This is a genomic window from Streptomyces sp. NPDC005784 (assembly GCF_042871525.1).
Classification (GTDB): Bacteria; Actinomycetota; Actinomycetes; order Streptomycetales; family Streptomycetaceae; genus Streptomyces.
Map to the genome: position 1 here is coordinate 46,289 of NZ_JBIAIQ010000026.1, position 20,566 is coordinate 66,854.

At 68.6% G+C, this 20,566-nt stretch carries 21 protein-coding genes and 1 pseudogene; 11 read left to right on the forward strand and 11 right to left on the reverse strand.

Translation table 11 applies throughout. The annotated features are described in order from the left end of the window. The first annotated feature begins 54 nt into the window (after positions 1-54). The 4 genes from ACFYR3_RS31605 (at position 55) to ACFYR3_RS31620 (ending at position 3,953) form a co-directional block, all read left to right on the forward strand. Positions 55-285, forward strand: a complete 231-nt coding sequence (locus ACFYR3_RS31605) for a DUF397 domain-containing protein (protein WP_355843156.1) — start codon at positions 55-57, stop codon at positions 283-285. 77 nt (positions 286-362) lie between these two features. Then, positions 363-1,166 (forward strand): SAM-dependent methyltransferase, encoded by an 804-nt coding sequence (locus ACFYR3_RS31610; protein WP_389285415.1) that lies wholly within the window; start codon positions 363-365, stop codon positions 1,164-1,166. A 759-nt stretch (positions 1,167-1,925) separates the two neighbouring features. Continuing rightward, positions 1,926-2,528 (forward strand): TetR family transcriptional regulator, encoded by a 603-nt coding sequence (locus ACFYR3_RS31615; protein WP_355843150.1) that lies wholly within the window; start codon positions 1,926-1,928, stop codon positions 2,526-2,528. Positions 2,529-2,948: 420 nt separating this feature from the next. After that, a complete protein-coding gene (locus tag ACFYR3_RS31620; protein WP_389285343.1) occupies positions 2,949-3,953 on the forward strand; it encodes a patatin-like phospholipase family protein in 1,005 nt (334 codons plus the stop codon). A 167-nt stretch (positions 3,954-4,120) separates the two neighbouring features. On the opposite strand, the gene ACFYR3_RS31625 is transcribed toward ACFYR3_RS31620, so the two are convergent. Continuing rightward, positions 4,121-4,807 carry a hypothetical protein gene (locus ACFYR3_RS31625; RefSeq protein WP_389285345.1) on the reverse strand — a complete coding sequence of 229 codons (687 nt, stop codon included), beginning with the start codon at positions 4,805-4,807 and terminating at the stop codon, positions 4,121-4,123. A gap of 675 nt (positions 4,808-5,482) precedes the next feature. Between ACFYR3_RS31625 and ACFYR3_RS31630 the strand changes: the two genes are divergently transcribed. After that, a complete protein-coding gene (locus ACFYR3_RS31630; RefSeq protein ID WP_389285347.1) occupies positions 5,483-5,941 on the forward strand; it encodes a DUF6924 domain-containing protein in 459 nt (152 codons plus the stop codon). A 320-nt stretch (positions 5,942-6,261) separates the two neighbouring features. After that, a complete protein-coding gene (locus ACFYR3_RS31635; RefSeq protein WP_355843138.1) occupies positions 6,262-7,005 on the forward strand; it encodes a methyltransferase domain-containing protein in 744 nt (247 codons plus the stop codon). Positions 7,006-7,156: 151 nt separating this feature from the next. Here the strand turns inward: ACFYR3_RS31635 and ACFYR3_RS31640 are convergent, their stop codons facing one another. The 3 genes from ACFYR3_RS31640 to ACFYR3_RS31650 all read right to left on the reverse strand — a co-directional run bounded on the left by ACFYR3_RS31640 (position 7,157) and on the right by ACFYR3_RS31650 (position 8,803). Then, positions 7,157-7,651 carry a tetratricopeptide repeat protein gene (locus ACFYR3_RS31640; RefSeq protein WP_389285349.1) on the reverse strand — a complete coding sequence of 165 codons (495 nt, stop codon included), beginning with the start codon at positions 7,649-7,651 and terminating at the stop codon, positions 7,157-7,159. Positions 7,652-8,129: 478 nt separating this feature from the next. Then, positions 8,130-8,504 (reverse strand): hypothetical protein, encoded by a 375-nt coding sequence (locus tag ACFYR3_RS31645; RefSeq protein WP_355843132.1) that lies wholly within the window; start codon positions 8,502-8,504, stop codon positions 8,130-8,132. Next, positions 8,492-8,803: a hypothetical protein gene (locus ACFYR3_RS31650; protein WP_355843129.1), complete on the reverse strand. Its 312-nt coding sequence runs from the start codon at positions 8,801-8,803 to the stop codon at positions 8,492-8,494. Before ACFYR3_RS31650 ends, ACFYR3_RS31645 begins: the two co-directional genes overlap by 13 nt. Positions 8,804-8,970: 167 nt before the next feature. Here ACFYR3_RS31650 and ACFYR3_RS31655 point away from each other — a divergent pair, with 167 nt between their 5' ends. From ACFYR3_RS31655 to ACFYR3_RS31665, 3 genes are all read left to right on the forward strand, one after another. Continuing rightward, positions 8,971-9,165: a winged helix-turn-helix domain-containing protein gene (locus ACFYR3_RS31655; RefSeq protein ID WP_355843126.1), complete on the forward strand. Its 195-nt coding sequence runs from the start codon at positions 8,971-8,973 to the stop codon at positions 9,163-9,165. A gap of 47 nt (positions 9,166-9,212) precedes the next feature. Continuing rightward, on the forward strand, positions 9,213-9,536 hold the full coding sequence (locus tag ACFYR3_RS31660) for a hypothetical protein (RefSeq protein WP_389285351.1): 324 nt from the start codon (positions 9,213-9,215) through the stop codon (positions 9,534-9,536). 174 nt (positions 9,537-9,710) lie between these two features. Then, positions 9,711-10,865, forward strand: coding sequence for a hypothetical protein (locus ACFYR3_RS31665; protein WP_389285353.1), 1,155 nt, complete (start codon positions 9,711-9,713; stop codon positions 10,863-10,865). 178 nt (positions 10,866-11,043) lie between these two features. Here the strand turns inward: ACFYR3_RS31665 and ACFYR3_RS31670 are convergent. After that, positions 11,044-11,163 (reverse strand): annotated as a pseudogene (locus ACFYR3_RS31670) (DUF899 domain-containing protein); the annotation flags it as partial. Between the two features lie 377 nt (positions 11,164-11,540). On the opposite strand from ACFYR3_RS31670, the gene ACFYR3_RS31675 reads away from it, so the two are divergent. Both ACFYR3_RS31675 and ACFYR3_RS31680 read left to right on the forward strand, forming a co-directional pair. Then, positions 11,541-12,197 carry a hypothetical protein gene (locus ACFYR3_RS31675; protein WP_389285355.1) on the forward strand — a complete coding sequence of 219 codons (657 nt, stop codon included), beginning with the start codon at positions 11,541-11,543 and terminating at the stop codon, positions 12,195-12,197. Between the two features lie 581 nt (positions 12,198-12,778). Continuing rightward, complete coding sequence (locus ACFYR3_RS31680; protein ID WP_389285357.1) at positions 12,779-13,594, forward strand: spermidine synthase; 816 nt, start codon at positions 12,779-12,781, stop codon at positions 13,592-13,594. Between the two features lie 312 nt (positions 13,595-13,906). Here ACFYR3_RS31680 and ACFYR3_RS31685 read toward each other — a convergent pair whose 3' ends face one another. The 6 genes from ACFYR3_RS31685 to ACFYR3_RS31710 form a co-directional block, all read right to left on the reverse strand. Further along, positions 13,907-14,812, reverse strand: a complete 906-nt coding sequence (locus ACFYR3_RS31685) for an oxidoreductase (protein WP_389285359.1) — start codon at positions 14,810-14,812, stop codon at positions 13,907-13,909. A gap of 311 nt (positions 14,813-15,123) precedes the next feature. Next, positions 15,124-16,008: an STM4011 family radical SAM protein gene (locus ACFYR3_RS31690; protein ID WP_356780137.1), complete on the reverse strand. Its 885-nt coding sequence runs from the start codon at positions 16,006-16,008 to the stop codon at positions 15,124-15,126. A 7-nt stretch (positions 16,009-16,015) separates the two neighbouring features. Continuing rightward, positions 16,016-17,371, reverse strand: a complete 1,356-nt coding sequence (locus ACFYR3_RS31695; protein WP_389285361.1) for an STM4012 family radical SAM protein — start codon at positions 17,369-17,371, stop codon at positions 16,016-16,018. Continuing rightward, entirely contained in the window at positions 17,368-18,174 is an 807-nt protein-coding gene (locus ACFYR3_RS31700; protein WP_356780242.1) for an STM4013/SEN3800 family hydrolase, read from the reverse strand. The genes ACFYR3_RS31695 and ACFYR3_RS31700 overlap by 4 nt, the downstream gene beginning before the upstream one ends. A gap of 58 nt (positions 18,175-18,232) precedes the next feature. Continuing rightward, entirely contained in the window at positions 18,233-19,408 is a 1,176-nt protein-coding gene (locus ACFYR3_RS31705) for an STM4014 family protein (RefSeq protein WP_389285362.1), read from the reverse strand. Positions 19,409-19,445: 37 nt separating this feature from the next. Next, on the reverse strand, positions 19,446-20,414 hold the full coding sequence (locus ACFYR3_RS31710) for an STM4015 family protein (RefSeq protein ID WP_389285364.1): 969 nt from the start codon (positions 20,412-20,414) through the stop codon (positions 19,446-19,448). Positions 20,415-20,566: the final 152 nt, after the last annotated feature.

The following is a 20,566-nucleotide window of genomic DNA, read 5'->3' on the forward strand; positions in this document are numbered from 1 at the left end:
CCCAGACGACGTACCAGGGAAGTCCCTGGCAGACGTCCGCGAGGAGACAGAACGATGAAGCACGCCATGAACGCCGCCGAAGAGCTGGGATTCCATGGGTGGCGCAAGCCCTGGAGCGCCGGCGACAACGGCAGTTGCGTCGAAATGAAGAAGCTCGGCGGCGGCATCGTGGCGGTCAGGCAGTCGACGGATCCCGACGGCCCGGCCCTCATCTGCGCCTCCTCGGTCATCGCCGAGTTCGTCGGCGCCGCCAAGGAGGGACGGGCCGACTTCCTCATCACCTGAGACGCGGCCCCTTGTCGGCAGTCTCCAGCACCACCGAATCAACTCCTATGATCACGCCGCAGCGGCGGAGGGCTGAATTGACAGACGCAGGAACAGGTGCCGACGACATCGACACCAGCAAACCCCAGTCGGCGCGCATGTACGACTACTTCCTCGACGGCAAGGACAACTATCGCGTCGACTGGGAGGCTGCCGAACAGGTCATATCCTTCTTCCCCGCTGTCAAGGAAATGGCCCGGACCAACCGGGACTTCATGCATCGTGCCGCTCGTCTGCTGGCACGGCGGGGCATCCGTCAGTTCCTCGACATCGGCACCGGAATTCCGACCGAGCCGAACCTCCACCAGATCGTCCAGACCATTACCCCTGCGGCCCGCGTGGTGTACGCCGACAACGACCCGATCGTCCTCAGGCACGCAGAGGCACTTCTGCACAGCACCCCGCAGGGGCGTACCGCCTACATCCAGGCCGACGTGCAGGAACCGGCGAAGATCCTGGCGGCGGCCAGAGAGACCCTTGACTTCGATCAGCCGATCGCCCTTTCCATGGTGGCCCTTCTGCACCTGGTGGGGGACGAGGACAACCCCTACGGCATCGTGGCGGAACTGCTCAAGTCGCTTGCCCCCGGAAGCCACTTGGCGCTTTCCCACGCGACGGGGGACTTCGACCCTGAAGCGTGGGAGCGAGTTGTCGAGGTCTACCGCAAGGGCGGAACATCGGCGCAAGTCCGATCGCGCAGTGAATTCACCAGGTTCTTCAACGGACTTGAGCTCCTCGACCCCGGCATCGAACTCGCCGCGAACTGGCACCCCGAGGGAGAGCATCAGCACGCCGAAGGTGAACAGATCCCCCTGTACGTGGGCGTGGCGCGGGTGCCGTAGAGGTCACGTCGGACTGACGGGCCGGGTCGCTGTTCCCCGTTGACGGCCGCAGCGGTGAACGACCCGGCCCCGGCTTCTGCCGCCGGTTCGTCGAACCAGCGCTCTACGACCCGGCCCCGGCTTCTGCCGCTGGTTCGTCGAACCAGCGCTCTACGCATTCGGCTGCCGCCGCGTCATGGCGGCGCCAACGCCTCACCGACGAGCCGCCCGACATCGCCGAACCCGACGGAGAAGGCAACTGCTCGACCATCTCCGGACGGGAGCGTTGTCCCGCAGCCACGTCTCGATGTGCTCCCAAGCACCGCTGACGCTCATGCGAGGCATCCTTGGTGAAGGGCGCCTCTCCGGGCAAGGGAATGGAGCAAGGGGGCCGATTTGAGTGTGGTCGGACGACCTGCAGCGAGGGGCCTGCCTGCACAAAGGGCCACACGGCGGATGGCCACCAGGCCTGGACCGGGGCTCTCGCCTGTTGTCCCATGGCACAGGACGTCGGGACGGCCCGGATCCCGGCAGGCGCCGAAGCCGCGCAGGTGTTGCAACGCCATGAGGGCAAACGGGGCGACGGGGCCCGATGCCAGGTCGTCCTCCACCTCCTCCACCGACGGAGCCGCCCATCCGTGCATGGCCTTTGCCTGCCGACGACCGGCGGCCGGAGTGACTAGCCGGTGGCTGGGCGACGGACAGTGCAGGTAAAGTGGACGCTCAGTATTTGGCTAGCAGGGACCCATGAACGTAAGACCGATACAGGAGCAGGCGAGCGTGCCCAGCGAGCGACAGCCGGACGTTCCGGTGGTCAGTCGATCCGCCCAGGCCGCGGCGACGCGGCAGCAGATCGTCGAGACGGCCCAGCGACTCTTCGCTGCCCGTGGCTACCAAGTGACCTCGTTGCAGGCCATCGCGAACGAAATGGGCCTCACCAAGGCCGCGGTCTACTACCACTTCCGAACCAAGGCGCAGATCCTTCAGGCCTCGCTCGATCCGGCTGTGGAGGAAATGACCGTGCTTCTGGACGAGTTGGCGGGTATGACGTCACGCCAGGAGAAGCTGGACGCGTACGCGGTCGGCTGGGTCGACTTCCTGGTGCGCAACCGTGAACTCGGAACGATGCTCTTGCACGATCCCGAGATTCGAGCCGCCAGCATCTACGCCGAGAACGACGGACGAAGGCGACGCGTCCTGCGGGTGCTGTTCGGCACCTCGCCCACGCCGGCGGAACGCATGGCCTATGTGATGTGCGTGTGGATGCTGGAAGGGCTCGGCGAACTGTCCGACCTCTCGGACGACGAGCTGAGGGCCACGCTTCTCCTGACCGTCCGCGGTCTCCTCGCCGTGCCGGGCGCGGCGCCGGCCGGCGAGGTGTAAGCCGACGCCGGTGATGGCCGGCAACCGCTGACGGCTGACGGCCGCGGCAGAGGGAATGGCCTGGCCCGGTGTTTCCGCCCCACCCGACGACTGGGCACCCTCTGTAGTCGTTGGATCTCCTCCTCGGCGTGGCGCATATTTCGCTAGCCATCGGCTAGTGAGTGGCTGTTCACTGGTAAAGTGATCGGCGGATCGGCGGATCGGCGGATCGGCGGATCGGCGGATCGGCGGATCGGTGAGATCGAAAGGCGGAAGGGCGATGGTGGTCGTACTTGTTCAGCACCGCGATCTCCCCGGTTCGGCCCCGCCGCCCGCCAGCAGCCAAGCGATGATCCGGGGTGGCAGGCGCTCGCGCCGCGCCGCCCTCAACCCCTGCGCGCAGATACCACCCCTGAGCAGTCCCCTGGAGCCCTGACCGCGATGACGACGACCGCCACCACCCCTGCCGCGACGCCCGAGCCCGAGCGGCCGCACGCGGTCTGGAATGTGCTGACCGAGCGCGCGCGGGTCGGCAGCCGGCCCGGCGCACGCGCCGATGGGCACCGCGTCGCACTGGCCATCGAGGGCGGCGGGATGCGCGGCATCATCGCCGGCGGGATGGCTCTGGCGCTCCACGAACTCGGACTGACCAACAGCTTCGACGCCGTCTACGGCGCCTCGGCCGGTGCCGCCTCGGGTGCGTGGCTCCTGAGCACGAGCCCGCAATCGCTGCGCTTCTGGGCGGTCCCCAAGTACGCCAGAACGCTGATCCGGCGCTCGAACCCGCTGCGCGGTCGGCCGCTCGTGGACCTGCACGCCTTCTACGAGGTGCTGTACCGCTACGGCGACCAGGACTGTGCGCCGATGGACTTCGCCTCGATCCTGGCCAGCGATGTCGAGTACCACCCGCTGGCCACTGACGCCGAGACCGGGGAATCCACCGACCTGCGGCCCTTCATAGGCGACGCCGCGGAGTTGCGCCTCGCGCTGCGGGCCAGCGCCGCCCTGCCGCTCCTGGCGGGCGACCCGGTGACGATGCGCGGGCGCCGGTTTTACGACGCGGGCGTCTCCGAATCCGTGCCTTACCGAACCGCGCTGGCTCAAGGCGCGACCCATGTCATGGTGCTGCGATCCCGGCGTGCCATCGACGTCGCGCGGCCGTCACGCTCCGCGCCTCTCATCGCCAGGACGGTGCTGCGCCGTGAACCCATAGCCTTGCGCAAGGTGTTCCTCGACCGCGAAGCACGTCTGGCCGAGGACGACGCCTGCCTGACCGACCACTCGGCCATCGTCTCGATCCGCCCCGCCCACGACTCGCCGCAGGTCGGCCGTCTGGCGCGCGAGGGCGACCTCCTCGAAACCGCACTGGAAGCCGGGCGCGCCGCCGTGCACGACGCCTATGGCCACCTGTACGGAGCCCGAACGCCCAGCGCGGCCACTGACTGATTCACGGACCCTCGCCGGACGGAGCGACGGCCTGCCGCAACTCGCTTGCATCCGTCAGTAGTCGCCCGACGCGACAAGGCGACTTGCTCATGCCGGGAACCGGGCGTCGTGCTCCTGCTCGGGTCCATGTGCCGTTCGCCGCGCTCGTCTCATTGCCGAGCGACGCTTCATGTGGGTATGCCGGCCGGTGCGTAGTGGTTCAGATAGTCACGCAACCGAGGCTCGAGTCCGGACGGATCATCGCTGTTGAGGGTGCGCCAGATTCGGTTCTCGACCCAGAACCGATAGGCGAACTCCTCGAACGTAGGCGCACACCAGACGATCGCGGCCCGTTGCTCTTCCAGATCGTCGAGATCGGTCTCCGTCTCCTCGCCATCGCGCCGTGCCTCGTACTCGTACTCGTAGTCGAGATAGGACTGCACCACGAACACCTCGCCCGAAGGGCGGAGGTAGAGGTACCAGATGACACAGTCCTGTTGGTCTCGCAGGAACCGCACGAGGAAGGCCCCGGGCTCGACCGGACTGGGCAGAGGCTGTGAGACGTGAGTCCAGCAACTTGTCACTGAGACCTCGTCCAGCGCGTAGTGCAGCTTCGAGTCGGTCTGGAAGGTGACGAAGTCCCGCGGCAGCGTCAGGTTTCTGGCCGTCAGGTCCGCTGCCAAGCCGTTGATCGCCGTGACCTGCTCGGGAAGCGGCTCGCCGTTGTCACCGAGCCATTGAAAGGCACCCGTGAACTGCGTGGAGTCGACAGGTGGCAGACTCTCGTAAGCGTAGTACTCGTAGGTGTGGCGACAGGTCCGGTACTCACCCAGATCGGTGGCGCACCATGCGGAGTCGAAACCGACAGAGGACAAGTCGGACCCTGATCGTTCACCAGACATGGGATCCCTTTCGGCCACAACGAGCGTAGTTGTCGGTGTCAGCATTGCACCGCCCACTGACACTCCCGGCTGCGGAACGGGCCGGGGCCGACTCTCAACTGGCCGAGGGCGAAAGTTGTCCGGTGCGGCACGGATCCGCAGCATGCCCCGGCCTCCCCGTCGAAGCCAGACGCCGCCGAACCCCCTCACAACTGTGTGAAGACGAACGGCCCCGCCCGTTGCCGTATGTGTCGTACTCGGTCACGAGACTTCGCCATTCCCGTGAACGGCCCGCCGGGCCGGGGATCCAGCCGAGTGGCCAAGCGGAGCGGGCGGACGATCACCGCCCTGATGCGCAGGGGGATCCGGGCGGCCGGAGGCGGCAACCGCACCACGTACTCACGTGCCGCCGTCAACGTCACAGTCACCGTCGCCGGCGACACGTCCCCGTCGGCCGACCGGTCATCGCGCCGGTCCGAAGGTGGCCGATACGACGGAAGTCGTACAACGTCGTCGGCTCCCATGAGGATGGCGGTCGCTGGACAATGCCCGCCGATCACCACGAACTCCGCGTCCCGTGGACCCGGCGACCCCCCGGTCGCAGAGCTACGGAGGCCATGAGGGACAGTCTCGGCACGGCTTGCCGATCATTACCGAGGAGGAGGATCCATGAGAGTGTTGCCCGCTGTCACCGGCCGTGACGAGTTCGACGCACTGGTCGTCAGGACCGATTACCTGGACGACGAAGGATGGCAGCACGTGGCGGCGGCGTTGACGCAGCACGAGGCTCACGTCCACTTCATCGACGATTTGGCTTGGGCAGAGGCGTCCGTTGACGAAGTGCTGACGGTGGTCCGCGCCGACGAGGACCTGGCTGTTGTGTTCCTCGCCGACAGGACCTCCATGCAAAGCGAATCTCACGCGCTGCTGGCCGTCACCACGCTGACGCGGGAGGAGTGCGTGGACGATGAGGACTACGAGCAACTGACCGAGTTCGGAAGCACGTTCCGTATCACCCCCGCAGGAGTCCACGACGTTCACGCGAACTTGAGTATCGGCAACCTGGGCTTCGAGGAGTACGCGGCACGGGCCCACGAAGATCCGGAGAGAATCTACCGATCCTTCTGAACAGCCGGATGCTGACAGGGACTTGAGTGATCTGGTCTGTGTGGCAAGGGCTGCCCGGGATGGGGGAGAGGGCTGCCTTCCCCGTGGACGGGGGTACGAAGTAGGCCTCGAAGGCAGCATAGTGACGGTTTCCTCCGGGTGCCAAAGCCAAGCCGGGACGGCTCACGGACGCCCTCCGTGCCACCACCCGGTACACCTACCAACGCGGAGATCTCACCTCAGTCACCGACGCAGAGGACAGTTCCCCATCTCTACAAGGCCACCGGTCCGCCTGCGCGGACCGGGCCCAGGCGTGGCTGCTTCTTCGCATACTGGTAGGCATGGCCATCTATGACACGCTCGGCGCGACGTACGGCCGGACCCGGCAGCCAGATCCGCGTATCGCAGCGCAGATTCACGCCGCGCTCGGGGACGCCTCGGATGTGATCAATGTAGGAGCGGGTACTGGTTCCTACGAGCCACCACAGACGGTTCTCGCAGTCGAGCCGAGCCAGATCATGATCGCTCAGCGCCCACGCCGGTCCGCGCCCGCCGTGCGCGCGGTCGCCGAGCACCTTCCGGTGGGCGACAACGCTGCCGACGCCGTCATGGCACTGCTGACCGTCCATCACTGGAGTGACCTCGCCGCCGGCATTGCCGAACTCCGCCGGGTCGCGCGCCGCCGCATCGTGATCCTGACCTGGGACCAGCAGATCTTCCGCGAGACGTTCTGGCTCGTACGTGAGTACCTCCCCCAGGCCGCAGCTTTCGACGACACCCGTGCCATCCCGATCGACCGGCTGGCCGCTCTCCTTGGCGGGGCCCGCCAGGAGCCTGTCCATGTTCCGCACGACTGCACGGACGGGTTCGGCGCAGCGTACTGGCGCCGCCCTCACGCCTACCTCGACCCACAGGTGCGCGCCGGAATCTCCATGTTCGCCCAGACCGGAGAAGACGCCCTCGCTCCCGGCCTGGCAACACTCACCGAGGACCTCGCGACCGGCGATTGGAACCATCGTCACGCTGATCTGCTCGCGCTCGGCACCATCGACGTCGGCTATCGACTATTGGTGACAGACGCCTGACCTGGCGCCAGGACTCGGGCGAAGAGCGGGCTCGTAGTGCGGACATCACGAGCCCACAATCAGTAGGCACGGGGGACGAGGATTCTGGGTGCACGAGGTGCATCTACCGTCGGTCGGTCGGCCGGTGAAGTGGTCGGCAACACCGTCTGCATCACGACCGTTGGAGCCCCCTTCGAAGGCGGGCGTTCCGAACCCGCGTCGTCGTCGCTCTCGACCAGGACGGCGCACCGCCAACGCATACTCGTGCCGACCTCGGCTGGTGATCAAGACTGCAGACATGCCGTCGCGGCGCGGCGCTGCGACGGCACTCGGTTGAGATTTGCGAGCGCGCTCGCTCGTCCCATCCCAGCACGCCCTTGGCGCCGCACTGTTCGGCGGTGGTCCGCGCCTCGTCGAGGTATCCGATGGCCGCCTCGCGGTCGCCGGTCTCAGCTGACAGGTAACCAAGCGCCACCAGACCCGCCGCCACTCCGGGCAAAAACCCGATCTCCCGTCGCAGGCTCACCGATTCGGTCAGCTGTGCGCGGGCTCGGTCGAACCGTCCCGCCTCCTTCTCTGTGAAGCCGAGATGGCGCACCGAGTAGGACATGGTCTTCCGGTCACCGACGGACTGCGCCAGCGCATACGACGTTTCGAAGTACGGCATGCCAGTGGCACTGTCGTCGCATACCACCTGGTGCCAGCAACCGATCCAGAACAAGGCGTCGGCCCCACCGCTCGGGTCACCCAGGCAGTGGTACAGCTCGGCCGCACGCTCGAACAGGACCCTAGAACATTGCCAACTCATAGATTTCCCGCGCCCGTTCGATCCGGTCCTGCTCCCGCATCGTTTGTCCCTCCCGCTGCTGGTTGACTCCTGCGACGCTACCGTCAGGTAGTTGTGCAGCATCCGGGATTTCGGGGGTGCCGCGTTCGATGTCATTGACAGTCGGGTAAGGCACCTCGCGCAGCCCGCCTGGCGTCGATACCCCAGACAGCCTGGGGCGACACCGCTGGGTTCTGGCACGCACCATGTCCCTGGCTCACAGGAGCCAGCAGGCTTCACGCCGCTACGAACGCGATTCGGGTTCGGCCCGGGGCCGCGCCGGACACGGCTCTCGCTCTCTATGACCGGGGTCAATGAACTACCGGTCGTGCCCTTCGGTCTGTTCACCCGCTTCGGCATCTTCGCCGACGCGGAAACCGTCGGGCCAACGAGTGTCGTCCAGCGTGTATTCGTGCACGAAGAAATCCTCCGGGAAGCGTCTGAACCCGGGTAGGGATCGCGCCCGCTCTGCGCGTTGTTCAGCCAGTTGTCTGCTCGAATAGAGCCCAAGAACGATCAAGCTGTCCTCGCTGTCATCCCAGAAGAGCGGTTCCCCGTCTTCCAGGAAGTCTGCGGCGACATCGCCGGGTTCGATGGAGAAGTGGTGCCTGTGCACCAGAAGATATACGGTCCGGGTCATTTCAAGCTTTCGTCTGCCGGTTGAACGGGGAACGGGATGGTTCAGTCCTGCCATGTTCCGTCCGGATATTCTGTGACGAAGCCGTCGGTCCATAGATCCTCGTCGAGAACCAGGGGAGAGATTTCGAAGCAATCGGGCTCACGTCGGAACCCAGGCAAATCCTTCGAAGCTTCTCTCTGCGTCTCCGCGGCCGCCGTGGTGGTGTAGATGCCGATGACTCTCCACTCCTCTTCATCCAAGTGCATGCTTCCATCAGGGTCCTGATGGATGATTCGCCCGTCCTCTTCCACGGCGAGGTGCCGGGCGTGCCACAGCAGGTGGAATTCGCCCTCGGAGTGCTGCTCGTGTGTCATTTTGTGGACAACTCCTTTAATGGGTGGGGCGTTTGGGATTGCGGTTCGGTTCAGGGTGACCCAGATGTCGGCGGACCGCTGGCGGCGGGCGTTGGCGTCCGGCGGTCGGCAGGCCATGAATCCCAGGGCCCTGGCGGCGCCCGCTGCAAGCTCGCCGCTGGTTCGCGGTGGAGTACACCCTGGCCGGGCTGGACCTGCTGCTGCACCGCATCGGCTGGAGCGTGCAGGTCTCTTCCCACAAGGCCGCCGAGCGGGATGAGGCGAAGATCGCCGCTTGGAAGGACGAGGAGTGGCCCGTCATAAAGACGGCGGCGGACCTGGGCGCCTGGCCTGCTTCGAGGACGAAGCAGGCCAGGGCCTGAGGTCGCCGAAGGGCCGAACCTGGGGGCGCCGAGACCACACACCCATCGTGCGGGGCACCGCCGCAGGCACCAAACGCGTCTCCACGGCAGCAAGGCCAGCCGCCTCACCTGCGCCGTCGGAACAGAACGCTCCGGTCGCCGACTCACGCGCCCACTTGCCGAAGCGCCGCCGCTGCGGCAAGGCGCGCGCCACCCCGAAGCAGTGTGTCCTGTTCGACGACCTGGTCCGCCGCACGGCCGCGGGCAGCATCGTGCCGGTCCAGTTCCGCACCGCCACCACGGTCCACGCTTCTGGGTCACCAGCGCCGACCGGAACCGTCTTGAGAACCTCGATGGCGAACTCCACCCGTCAGGTCGTCATCTACCCCTGAAATTCCGAGAGTTACCGTACCGGCTCCAGTGATCACCTCCGGGCGTGGGAACGACGCCGGGACGCACCGGGGAACAGTCGCCGAGCGGCCGGATTCATGCCGCAAGCGATCATCACCCCCTACGCTTCGGCTGATCGAAAGATTCACGGACAGGGCCAAGACGGGGGATGGCACATGACATATCGGCGCGCGGTGATACCGGCACTGGTCGGAGCCCTATTGATCACGTTGTTGCTGTGGTGGGCGGGGGCGAGCACGCAGGGACTGCAACTGCGTGGCGCTACAAGCGTGTTCGACGCTCAGTCCGTGAGTGAGCTCCGGCGGTGGCTCGCACCCTGGTCGTACGATCCCCCGACGGGGCTGTTGTCCGACGGGCCCGCCGGCGCCGGCACGGGCGGGGACACCGGCGGCCTGAGCGGAGGCAGCCAGTACGCCGGTCTGTACAGCACAGGGATGCAGATCAGGTTCGTGGCGGTCTTCGTGTTCTTCCTGGCCGGCGCGCTGTTCCTGATCCGGAGGATTCCGCCGACGCAGGGCCGTACGCCGGCCACGGTGCTCGCGCTCTGGGCTTGGGGCCCGGTGGCCGGAACGCTGGCCGTGACCGTCTCCGCGCCGTGGCTGATCGCGTCCCGGGGGCACGGCAGCTACCGGGTCCTGCCGCAGCTGGCGATTGTGATCGCGTCGAGCGGGCCGGTCGTGGTGTTCGCGGCGCTGGTGTCCGCACTGCTGACAGTGTTCGTGGCGCGTGCCACCGCCAAGGGTGAGGATCCGCTGCCTCGGCAGAGTGTGCCGCCGCGCGACGCCCGCCTGGCCGCGAGTGCCGGGACCGCGGTGATCGCGCTGTCGCTGGTGGCCCTTTCGTACGAATCGGTGGCGGCGTGGATCCAGACCTCGTTCGGCGGCGGAGGGCTGCTGTCCGAGCCGGGCGACCTGCTGCGCGAGTGGCTGCTGCTCGGCGGCTGGACGAGGCCGGCGACGACGCCGCTCGGCGACTGGCTGCTGTACCGAGCCGTCGACGTGCTCATGCTGGCCGTGGTGTGGTGGGCGCTGCGGCTGCTGCCCGGCCTGCTCACCCGGACCACGGTGCCGACGATGGCGGTGGGCGCGGTCTGCGCAACCGTACTGGGACTGCTGGTGAGTCAGGTGCTGTACACGGCGGTGGGCGCGAACGTCGACGTGTGGGGGCCCGTGTACCTGTTCTCGAGGCTCGGCGAGGGTGTTCCGGCCGCCCTCACCTTCGGCAGCGTGGCGGGGCTGGTGGCCTTTGCGACGCTGCGGCTTGCGGGGGTCGTGACACGAGCGAGCTCCCCCAGTGATGGAACGGGCTGAACGCCACGCGGTGGTCTCATCGGCTGCTACCGCGACGGTGACCTGAGGTTCGGCCGACGATACATTCTGCACATTCTGCCGCGCCTCGCGGATCGGCAGCGACGGGAGGAGTGGTCCGTTCCGCCCCTTCCTCGACCCGAGTTGTGTCAGACCTCCGTGCAAGACTGGGGCGCATGCCTCCGAGGGTCTCCACGGGGGTCGCGCCGGGGCGGGTCCACTGCGGCACTGGCCGGCTGGTCGGGCCCCAGGCGGCGACGCCGTCGGCGTCCGAGCGCCAGTACCAGCAGGCCTGGCGGCCGACGGAGGGGTCGCCCTCGCGGACATCGCCGATCACCGACCGGCCCTCAGACTCGCGACCCGGCCGGAACTCATCGCGGCGGGAGGCGCCCTCCGCCGGCCAGTGCGGACCCCGTCGGGCTGACACGTTCACGGACGCGCTCTCGGCTGGACCTGCCGGGCACCCGCGTCTCAGGGACGATGCCTCTCATGGGTCACCGGGCGCGCGGACACCGCGACCGGGCGGCAGAGTAGTGGTACCGACGTCGAAGAGCACTGATGGGAATCGCCGTCCGGACCGGGACGTCGTCCGCCGGGAATCGCCGTCCGGACCGCGGCGTCGTCCCCGGGTTCCTGTCCCGGACGAGAGGCCCTTGAGTGCATTCATCAGGAGGTTTCGTGCACGACAAGCCGCTTCTCAAGAGCGTCGGTGAACTGCTGCGCCGACGGCACGGTTCCTCACGCAGCGCCCAGGCGGCAGGGCCGGACGGGTTCGCCCTGGACAGCTTGAAGGTCAGCGGGTTCACCGCCGGCACGCTCAGCGCCGAGGACGAAGCGAGGCTCGCCGACGAAGTCGCCCAGCTTCTTCCCCACCACTGGGATCTCCCCACCAAGTCGGTGGAGGCATTGACTCCGGTCATCGACCACCTCGGTGGCCAGCCGGAGCTGATGGCCTGGCTGGACCGTTTCCCCGGGCGGCCACGGCTGATCGCGCGGATCTACGTACTCCTGGGGCACCTCGACCAGTACAGCGACGATCCCGCGGTACTGGCGGCTGTGCGGCACGCCAGAGCTCAGGACCCGTACCCCGTCGGCCTGCGCGGCTACCTGACGCCGGACACGAACGACGAAACCCTGGGCGGTCTCGCCTACCGGATCGAGGAGCTCCTCGGCGACAACCGCGAAGCAGACGCCACCGCACTCGCCCTGGCGACCGCCGACTGGCTGCGCGGAGCGGCGCGGAACGTCGACACCCCGAACGCCGACCTCCGCGAGATGGGCGAACTCATGGACCACATGCACCAGGACATCAGCGAGGCCGTCCCGCACTCCTGACTCGGCAGCGCGCAGGGGCGGGTGGCCGCGCCGTCCGTACCCGCCATGACCGTCGGCTCCGAGGGGCGACCGGGAGGTACGACGGGGCGCGGGGCACAGGGCTCGGCCGAAGGCCTTTCGGCTGCGACGGCCTCGCACATGGCCTTCGCCGACGTGGAACCGGCGGGCCGCAGCGAGGTGCGGGGCCCGCCGGTCGGCCCGCGTCCGTTGCACCGGCGGCTCCTCCCCCCAATTCCTCCTCGTGCTTCTCCTCCTGCTCTCCCTCCTCCGCCGTGACCGTGATCCCAGGCGCAACGTCGTGCTGCCGTGCCGACCTGAGCTGGGTGGCGCAGGTGGTTCTGTGAAGGTGTGAGGCAGCCCTGCGGCGACGGCGGAACGGGCAGGCGGACTCGATCCGGTGCCGTACGGCCGTTTGACCACCCCGTCAGAAGCGCTCCGTGTGAAGATCCTCCAGAGCGTCGGGCCCGAGCCGGACGGTGCGGTGCCTTCTTGTTCCGTACCTCAACCGTCCGTGGCAGTCGGCGCTCACGGCTGTCCCTCGGCCCGCGGAGGTGGGACGAGGTTGGGGAGAAGGGCATCGGATGAGCGCACGTTTCGAGGAGATCGACTGGCGGCCGACGGCCATGGGCGAGATCAGCCTGCGCCGTCGGCGAGATCCGCTGTCGGGCGAGGACGTGTACGAGGTGAAGCTCGGTGACGAGTACCTGATGTCCAGTCTCTTCACCACGGGCGAGGTCGAGCTGGCCCGGCTCGGCCTGGCGGAGTTGTCCGAGGGCCCCCTCGACGTCGTCGTGGGTGGACTCGGTCTCGGGTACACGGCCAGGACGGCGCTGGACGATCCGCGAGTGCGCTCGCTCATCGTCGTCGACACCCTGGCCGAAGTGATCGACTGGCACCGGCGCGGGCTTGTTCCGCTGGGCGCGGGACTGGCGTCGGACCCCCGATGCCGCCTGGTGCACGGGGACTTCTTCGCGATGACTGCTGGGAACGCGGCGGGCGGACCGCCGGCTGCCGAGGGCGCGGGGGCGGACGTTTCGGCATCGGCGGGAGACGAGGCTGCCGAAGGTGCCGGTGCGGCGCCGCGCGGCCTGGACCCCGAAACTCCCGGCCGCCGTTTCCACGCGATCCTGCTGGACGTCGACCACTCGCCGCGTCATGTGCTGCACCCCGACCACGCCGTGCTCTACACACGGACCGGTCTGACGGCTCTGGCCGAACTGCTGTATCCCGGCGGGGTGTTCGCGCTTTGGTCGAACGACCCACCGGACAAGGAATTCAGCTCGGTGCTCGCGGAAGTCCTCGTGGAGACCGCCGCGCACGTAGTGGACTTCGACAACCCGCTTCAAGGCGGGACCGCGGCCAACACCGTCTACGTCGCCCGAAGGCGCGATGGCTGATAAGGCCGGGCTGGATGGCGGCCACTCTGAACGGGGCCGGGGGCCGGCCTTCGGGCGGGTCGGGCACGCCACTCGATGGCGCTACCTCCCGGGAAGGCGATCGGACCTGCCGGCAGTCGACTCGCTGAGTGGCCGCATCATCTACGCAACCCACGAACCCCTGGCCCCTCCTCTCCCAAGGTCAGGGAGAGGGTCCTTGCCATGCGGAGAAGGAGGACCGACCAAGCACCGTAGCCGTCGGTCAGGGGATCCTGCTGGTCAGTGGAATCGACGGCCTTTCTCCGCCGACCGCAGTGCGTGACCCTTGGAGTCTCATCTCTGGTGAAGGCGCTCGAGGCGGGCCAGATCGTCTTGCGAGAGCCGCAGCGCGCCTGCGGCGACGTTCTCGGTCAGGTGGTCAGGGCTGCGCGTGCCCGGGATGGCCAGCACATGTGGTCCACGGTGCAAGGTCCACGCCAGCCGGACCTGCGCGGGCGTCGCGCCGTGTGAGCGCGCGACGGCGAGCAGTTCGTCGTGGTGCGTGTCGCTTGCGCTCCCCTCGCGCCGCTCGCCGGAGATCGCGAAGTACGGTACGAACGCGATGCCTTGCTCGCCGCAGCTGTCCAACAGGCCGTTTTCATCCGCGAGTCGGCGGTCGAGGCCGTACCAGTTCTGCACGCAGACCACCGGCGCGATGGCCTGGGCTTCGGCGAGGTGCTCGGGTTTGACGCTGGAGATGCCCAGGTGGCGGATGAGCCCGGCGTCGCGCAACTCGGCCAGGGCGCCGAAGTGTTCGGCGATCGAGTCCTGGTCCATCCTGCGCAGGTTGACGACGTCGAGGTGGTCGCGGCCGAGCTGGCGCAGGTTCTCCTCGACCTGGCCGCGCAGTTGCTCGGGGGTCGCGGGTGGCAGCCACTCACCCGACGGGCTCCGTCCTGGCCCGACCTTCGTGACGATGACCAGGTCATCGGGGTACGGGGCCAGCGCCCGGTTGATCAGCTCGTTGGCGGAGCACAACGGGGAGAAGTAGAACGCGGCGGTGTCCATGTGGTTCACGCCGGCCTCGACCGCACGGCGCAGGACCCTGACCGCAAGGTCGCGGTCGGCTGGGGCGCCGACAGAGTTCCCCCTCATGCCGTTCCCCGCCAGGCGCATCGTGCCGAAGCCGAGACGGTTGACTTCCCGGTCGCCGAGCAGCCAGGTACCCGCGGCCGCCGCGGTGGTCGTGTCCGAGATCAAGACTGAGTCCTTCCCTACGACTTTGGAGCGCCTGACAGGGCGCTCCGGTCCTTGGGCGCGGGCGGGCGATCCTGAGCGGTACTGACTCCGGTTACCGCAGTTCGCCGCCTTCGCCGACCTCGGAGTATGGGGTCGCGATCACTGTGAAAAGAAGGCATGGACCGGGCGGGAAGAGTCACATGGAGAACTGGAACGAGTCGGCGTCGTGTTGCGTTGGAAGATATGTGAACGCTGCCACCCGGAGCGTGCTGTGGGGCGGAGGAGCGCGCACCGGATCTTCGAAGAGCCGGGAGCCGAACCGGCCTTCGGACCTAGCCGGTTGACGGGATCACCGGAAGAAGCGCGCGGTCCGGCAGCGCCCGCGGGACGCGTTCCAGGACGCCGCCCGCGAACACGTCGTACAGCGGAAGCGTCTCCAGGTGTACGTAGCCGATGTGACAGTCGCAGGTTGTCAGGGGGCAGGGGCGTGGGGCGAGTGCGGCGCGGTAGGAGCCGTCGTACAGGCGGCCCAGCTCGGTCCGTACGAAGTGACAGCGGTTCACTCTTCCGTCGCCGTCGACCGAGATGACGGACTCGCCGGTGCGGCAGGGCAGGCCCGCCGACCGGTGCGGGTGGCGGCTGTAGGGGAAGAGCGGGTCGAGTTCGGTCCACTCGTCGGCCTGCTCGTCCGTGTACGTGTGGCCTTCGGCGGCGTTCACCCACAGGTACACGTGCTCCGGGAGTTCCGCGCGCAGTCTGCGCGCGGGTTCCCTGTGCTCGGGCAGGCCGACGACGCCGACACTGAAGCGGACGCCCAGAGCGGTCAGTTGCCGGGTCTTGGCGACGAACCGTTCGTGCGGTGTCTGCCCGGGGTGGTACGTGCACCACAGCGCGACAGTGTCCCGGTCCGCTTCCTCCAGCCAGTCGGTACGGCAGCTGAGGTTCGTCTGGATGGCTACGCGCCGGATGTGCGGCTGGTGCGACAGCTGCACGAGTGCGCGGCGGTACCAGGAGCGGACCAGCCCCTCGCCCCACGGGGTGAAGAGCACCGAGAGCCGGTCCTCGCGCTGCTCGCCCGCCCACGCCGTGAACCGCTCCAGCGCCGCGCGGTCGGCCCGCAGTTGTGCGGTGGTGTCGCGGCGCTTCGCGAACGGGCAGTACGGACAGTCGTAGTCGCAGGAGGCGAGCGGGCCGCGGTACAGGATCGTCAGGTCCACGGAAGCCTCACTTCGTCTCGTAGGCGGCCATGGCGTCCCGCACGGCCGGAGAGAAGAATTCGGGGCCTATCGCGTCCGAGTGGGCGAGTCCTTCCGCGGAGAGCCGGAGCTGTTCGTCCCCGGTGTGCGTGAGCCATCCCCGTGCGCCGAGTGTGTCCAGCTCGGACGGGAAGTCGTCGTACGGATCGGATCCGAAGCGCAGGCGGTAGTCCGCGACGGGCAGGCCCTCGGCCTGGAGCAGGGACTGAAGGAGATGCCGGCGCCGTGCCTCGTCCTCGTCGACACGGCGGCCGTGCAGTGCGCGCGAGAAGTCCTCGGTGGCGGTGTACTCGTCGATGATGCCGCGGATCTCCCGCATCGACACGGCGTAGTCGAAGGAGTAGTGCAGCGTCGAGGTGTACGAACGGGCACCGCAGCCGAGGCCGATCATGCCGTCGGTCTGGCAGGCGTAGTCGTCCGGTCCCTGAGGTGGTGCGTCAGCGCGCCGGAACATGCGCATCGACACCTGCTCGTAGCCGTGTTCCAGCAGGTGGTCGCGGCCCTCCCGGGACCGGCGCAGGCGCTGCTCGTCCCATTCCCGGTCCGCCGCCCGCGCGTCGCTGTGCCGGCCGAGTCCGGTGAGGGGGCGGATATAGAGGGGATAGAGGTAGATCTCCTCGGGTCGCCAGGCCAGGGCCGCATCCAGGGAGAGACGCCAACTGGCGGCGGTCTGACCGTCGATGCCGTAGATCAGGTCGATGTTGAGGACGGGGACGGCCGCCTCGCGGATCCGTCCGAGCGCCGCCTCGACGTCGGAGCGCCGCTGCGGTCGTACGGCGGCACGGGACTCCTCCTCGACGAAGCTCTGCACCCCGAGACTGAGGCGGGTGGTGCCCCGCTCGACCAGCACGGCCAGCCGGTCGGCCGTGGCGGTGGAGGGCGAGGCCTCGACGGACAGCGGGATCGCGCGGAGATCGGCTCCCATCTCCTGCTCGGCGATGTCGCACAGCCGCTCCAGCTCGGCGGCCTCCAGGAACGTCGGTGTGCCGCCCCCGAACGCGGCGTTGGCGAAACGCGGGGTCTCCTCGGCGCCGAGGGCCTCGCGCATCGCGGCGGCCTGGCGCCGTACCGCGTCCAGATAGCGTCCCGTCAGGTCGCCGGGCGCACCGATCCGGGTGAACAGGTTGCAGAAACCGCAGCGGACCTCGCAGAACGGGATGTGCAGGTACAGCGAGAGCGACCGCCGGGACTCGCCGGCCCACAGGTCCTTCAGCGGCGGGCGCGGGGCGAGGGGCCGGTAGGCCGTCTTGTGGGGATAGGCGTAGGTGTAGCTCTGGTACGGGCGCGGCAGGCCGGTCGGCGCGGCCACTGGGGCGAGGGTCATGGGGTCGGCTCCAGGAAGAAGTGGCTGTAGGGCACGGTCCACACGGAGTCGTGACCGAGGCGGTGGCCGGTGTAGCCGTCGTCTCCGTAGGCGGTGCCGTGGTCGGAGCAGACGATGGCGAAGCAGCGGCGGCGCGAGCTCATCGCGCGGAACAGCCGTCCGACGTGACGGTCGAGGTACTCCAGGGCCGCCGCGTGGGTGCCCCGGCTGTCGCCCGCCTCCCGGGTGGCGCCGGGCAGGTGGAACCAGTTCGGCTGGTGCAGCGCGGAGGCGTTCAGGAACAGGAACAGCCGTTGCTCGACCGGGAGTTCGGCCACGGTCTTCTCCGCCCGCGCGACCTGGGCCTCGAACGAGGTCGGGGAGGCCACCGAGAACTCCGGCTCCCAGTGGCTCTCCTGGAAGAGTCCTGGCAGTACGTCGCCCAGCGCGCCCTGCTTGTTGAAGAAGCCGACGCCGCCGATGCACACCGTGCGGTAGCCGCGGGCGGCGAGAGCCGACACCAGGTCGGGGGTGTCGAAGACGAACGTACCGTCCGCCGTGGTCTCGCTGCCCGCGAACCGTGCCGCGAACAACCGCGGATGAGGCCCCGGCGTCGCCGGTGTGGGCAGGAATCCCGCGAACATGGCCTGGTGGGAGGCGTAGGTGAAGCTCCCCGGCGCGTGCCGCCGCTCCCAGGTGCCGCCGGGCAGATGCGCGGCCAGGTTCGGCAGGCGGCCGGCTGCGGCGAGTTCGACGGCCACGTCGTAACGCAGGGTGTCGAGGGTGAGCAGGAGCAGATCGTCCCGGCCCACCACCTCGTTCATGTCCGGCGTCCCGGCCGATTCGGGGGCGGAGGATGTCACGTCCGACGTGCGCTCGGGTTCAGGCTGGAGCATGTGCTGTCCTAGCAGGCGTGTTGAGAATGGGTTCGAGCGGCGGCGCCGGTCGTAGGGGGAACCGGTCGGGGGAGAGGGACCGGAACGCCGCGATCTGCGCCGCGTACGTGTCCAGGCCTTCCGCGCCGCTGCCCGGCAGTCCGGTCAGGCGGGGGAGCAGATCACCGAAGGCGTTGACCTCCCCGACGGCGAACCGCCGCCAGCCGACGGCGGGCAGCAGATCGACGCCCACGCACAGGGTGCCGGGGAAACAGGCGGCTGCCCGTTCGCTGATGGAGAGGGCCTCTGCCCACCGGTCACCGGCCAGCGCGCGCACTGCCGCGAGATCACCGCGTGCCCCGCCCAGATGCAGATTGGTCAGGGGAGAGCGGCTCGTACGGACCACGGCGTGGGTCGCGCGCCCGGCCACGACCACGACCCGCAGGTCAGCCGACCTGTTGCCGAGTGAGGCCTTCGGCAGCCAGCGCTCGATGTGCAGCCCGTCCGGCGCGAGCGTGTCCACGATCGCGGCGATCTCCGCCTCGGTTGTGTAGCGGCGGATCCGCAGGGAGTTGTGGAGGCTGCCGTCCGCCGCGCGTTCCACCGAGGTGGTGGCCCGGATCCGGCCGGAGGCGGTCGTCTCCAGGGCCAGCACACCCGACGCGGACGAACCGTGCGCGAGTTTGACGAAGACCCGCCGCAGCGCGGCCTCCGCCATGAGATCCCGGACACCGCTCCAGCCTTCCACCGCTCGGCGGGCACCGGAGGTGGGGGACTGCGGAACCGGCACGCCCGCGGCGTCGAGGCGGGCGTGGCACAACCGCTTGTCGAAGAGCTCCGCCAGCTCCGCCGGGTCGTCGAGCCGCCTCCCCCCGCGCAGCGAACCCACGCAGTCCAGGAGACCCGCGTACCAGCGCGCGGAACCCTCCACCCGGGTCGGTTCGTCGGCGCCGCGCAGCAGTCGGTCCACCTCGGCGTTCTCACCGGGAGAGTCCAGCCGGACGACCTCGTCGTCGGCGAAGTCGTGCCCGCCGTCCCGCAGTACGTCCCGCCACTCGACGACGCGGGGTGTGCCGCAGCCTGCCTGCTCGGCCGCCGCCGTGAACAGGCCGACCCGGCGGTTCTCCCCGTTGGCGACGACCGCCCACTTCACCGGCGCGCCCTGCGTCCGCATCTCGCCCATCCCGCTTCCCCGTTCCGCGTTCCGGCGCCGGTCGGCGCTACTCACCCACCGCGACGAAACGCCAGACCGTCCCGTCCTCCTCCTCTTCGGCCTCCGCGTCGTCCTGGTCGACGTCGACCAGCACACCTGCGGGCTCCAGCGTCTCCAGCAGGCGCGTCCGCACCGCCGTGCTCAGGTAGTTGTGGTGCAGGTCGAGCGTCTTGAGGTGCGTCAGCGGCTGGCCCGAGAGCAGGGCCGTCGCGCCGTCGTCGGTGAGCACGCCCATGGAGAGGTCGAGGTACTGGAGACGCGCCACGACCGGGGCCGAGGCCAGCGCCGTGCAGATGCCGTCCTGGATCTCGCTGTTGCGCAGGCCGAGACGGATCAGGCCGGGCAGCCGGGTGCCCGCGAAGAATGGCTCCAGGTCGGCGACATCTGCGTCGCCCCCGTACTCGGAGGTGCCGAGCCACAGGTCGAGTGTGAGCAGCGCGGGCAGGTCGCTGCCCGCGATGCCGCGCACGGCTTCCACGGGCATGCCGCCTGTCTCGACGGTCAGCGTGCGCAGCTGCTCGTGCCGGACGGCGGGGAAGACCAGCTGATTGCCGCCCCGGACGCCGAATTCCTCAAGGGCGGGGAAAGCCCCCAGCAGAGGCGACACATCACCCTGGACGATCCAGGAGATCTCGCACTCCTCTCCCACGATGTCGGCGAGGAACAGTCCGCGCAGCGCGGGCAGCCGGTCGCGCGCGGCCACCAGAGCCGCGATAACCGAGTCGGGAGACGTGTCGTACACATCGCTCCACGCGCCGATGATCAGCGCCCGCACCTGCTGGGTGTCCACGGCAGCGAGGAAGCGCGCGAAGGCGTCCTCCCACTGCTCCTCACTTTCGTAGGCGTCCACGGCGATGCGCCAGGCGACGGCTTCGGGCGCGGGAAGTGACGTGGCCCGGGGCGACTTGTCGTCGGCGCCCGGGAAGGTGAAGGCCGGCAGGCCGTAAAATTCCTTGAGGTGGCTGTGGACGGTCATGCGCGCCCGCTCCTTCGTCCTGGTTCCGGTGGATCGACATGCTTGGTGGAGAGTCCGGAGCACGCGGTCGCACCCGGTAGACGAGTTCTACCAAGCCCCACTGACATCACGGCGAACAGGGGTCGGCACCTGGGGACGGGAAGCGGGGGAGC

Bases quoted from the DNA above. Each gene is read 5' to 3' on its own strand.
- ACFYR3_RS31645 (WP_355843132.1), bottom strand. From the start codon at position 8,504: ATGGCAGGACTGAACCATCCCGTTCCCCGTTCAACCGGCAGACGAAAG.
- ACFYR3_RS31665 (WP_389285353.1), top strand. From the start codon at position 9,711: ATGACATATCGGCGCGCGGTGATACCGGCACTGGTCGGAGCCCTATTG.
- ACFYR3_RS31640 (WP_389285349.1), bottom strand. From the start codon at position 7,651: ATGCCGTACTTCGAAACGTCGTATGCGCTGGCGCAGTCCGTCGGTGAC.
- ACFYR3_RS31705 (WP_389285362.1), bottom strand. From the start codon at position 19,408: ATGGGCGAGATGCGGACGCAGGGCGCGCCGGTGAAGTGGGCGGTCGTC.
- ACFYR3_RS31695 (WP_389285361.1), bottom strand. From the start codon at position 17,371: ATGACCCTCGCCCCAGTGGCCGCGCCGACCGGCCTGCCGCGCCCGTAC.
- ACFYR3_RS31650 (WP_355843129.1), bottom strand. From the start codon at position 8,803: ATGACACACGAGCAGCACTCCGAGGGCGAATTCCACCTGCTGTGGCAC.
- ACFYR3_RS31635 (WP_355843138.1), top strand. From the start codon at position 6,262: ATGGCCATCTATGACACGCTCGGCGCGACGTACGGCCGGACCCGGCAG.
- ACFYR3_RS31700 (WP_356780242.1), bottom strand. From the start codon at position 18,174: ATGAACGAGGTGGTGGGCCGGGACGATCTGCTCCTGCTCACCCTCGAC.
- ACFYR3_RS31630 (WP_389285347.1), top strand. From the start codon at position 5,483: ATGAGAGTGTTGCCCGCTGTCACCGGCCGTGACGAGTTCGACGCACTG.
- ACFYR3_RS31710 (WP_389285364.1), bottom strand. From the start codon at position 20,414: ATGACCGTCCACAGCCACCTCAAGGAATTTTACGGCCTGCCGGCCTTC.
- ACFYR3_RS31680 (WP_389285357.1), top strand. From the start codon at position 12,779: ATGAGCGCACGTTTCGAGGAGATCGACTGGCGGCCGACGGCCATGGGC.
- ACFYR3_RS31605 (WP_355843156.1), top strand. From the start codon at position 55: ATGAAGCACGCCATGAACGCCGCCGAAGAGCTGGGATTCCATGGGTGG.
- ACFYR3_RS31620 (WP_389285343.1), top strand. From the start codon at position 2,949: ATGACGACGACCGCCACCACCCCTGCCGCGACGCCCGAGCCCGAGCGG.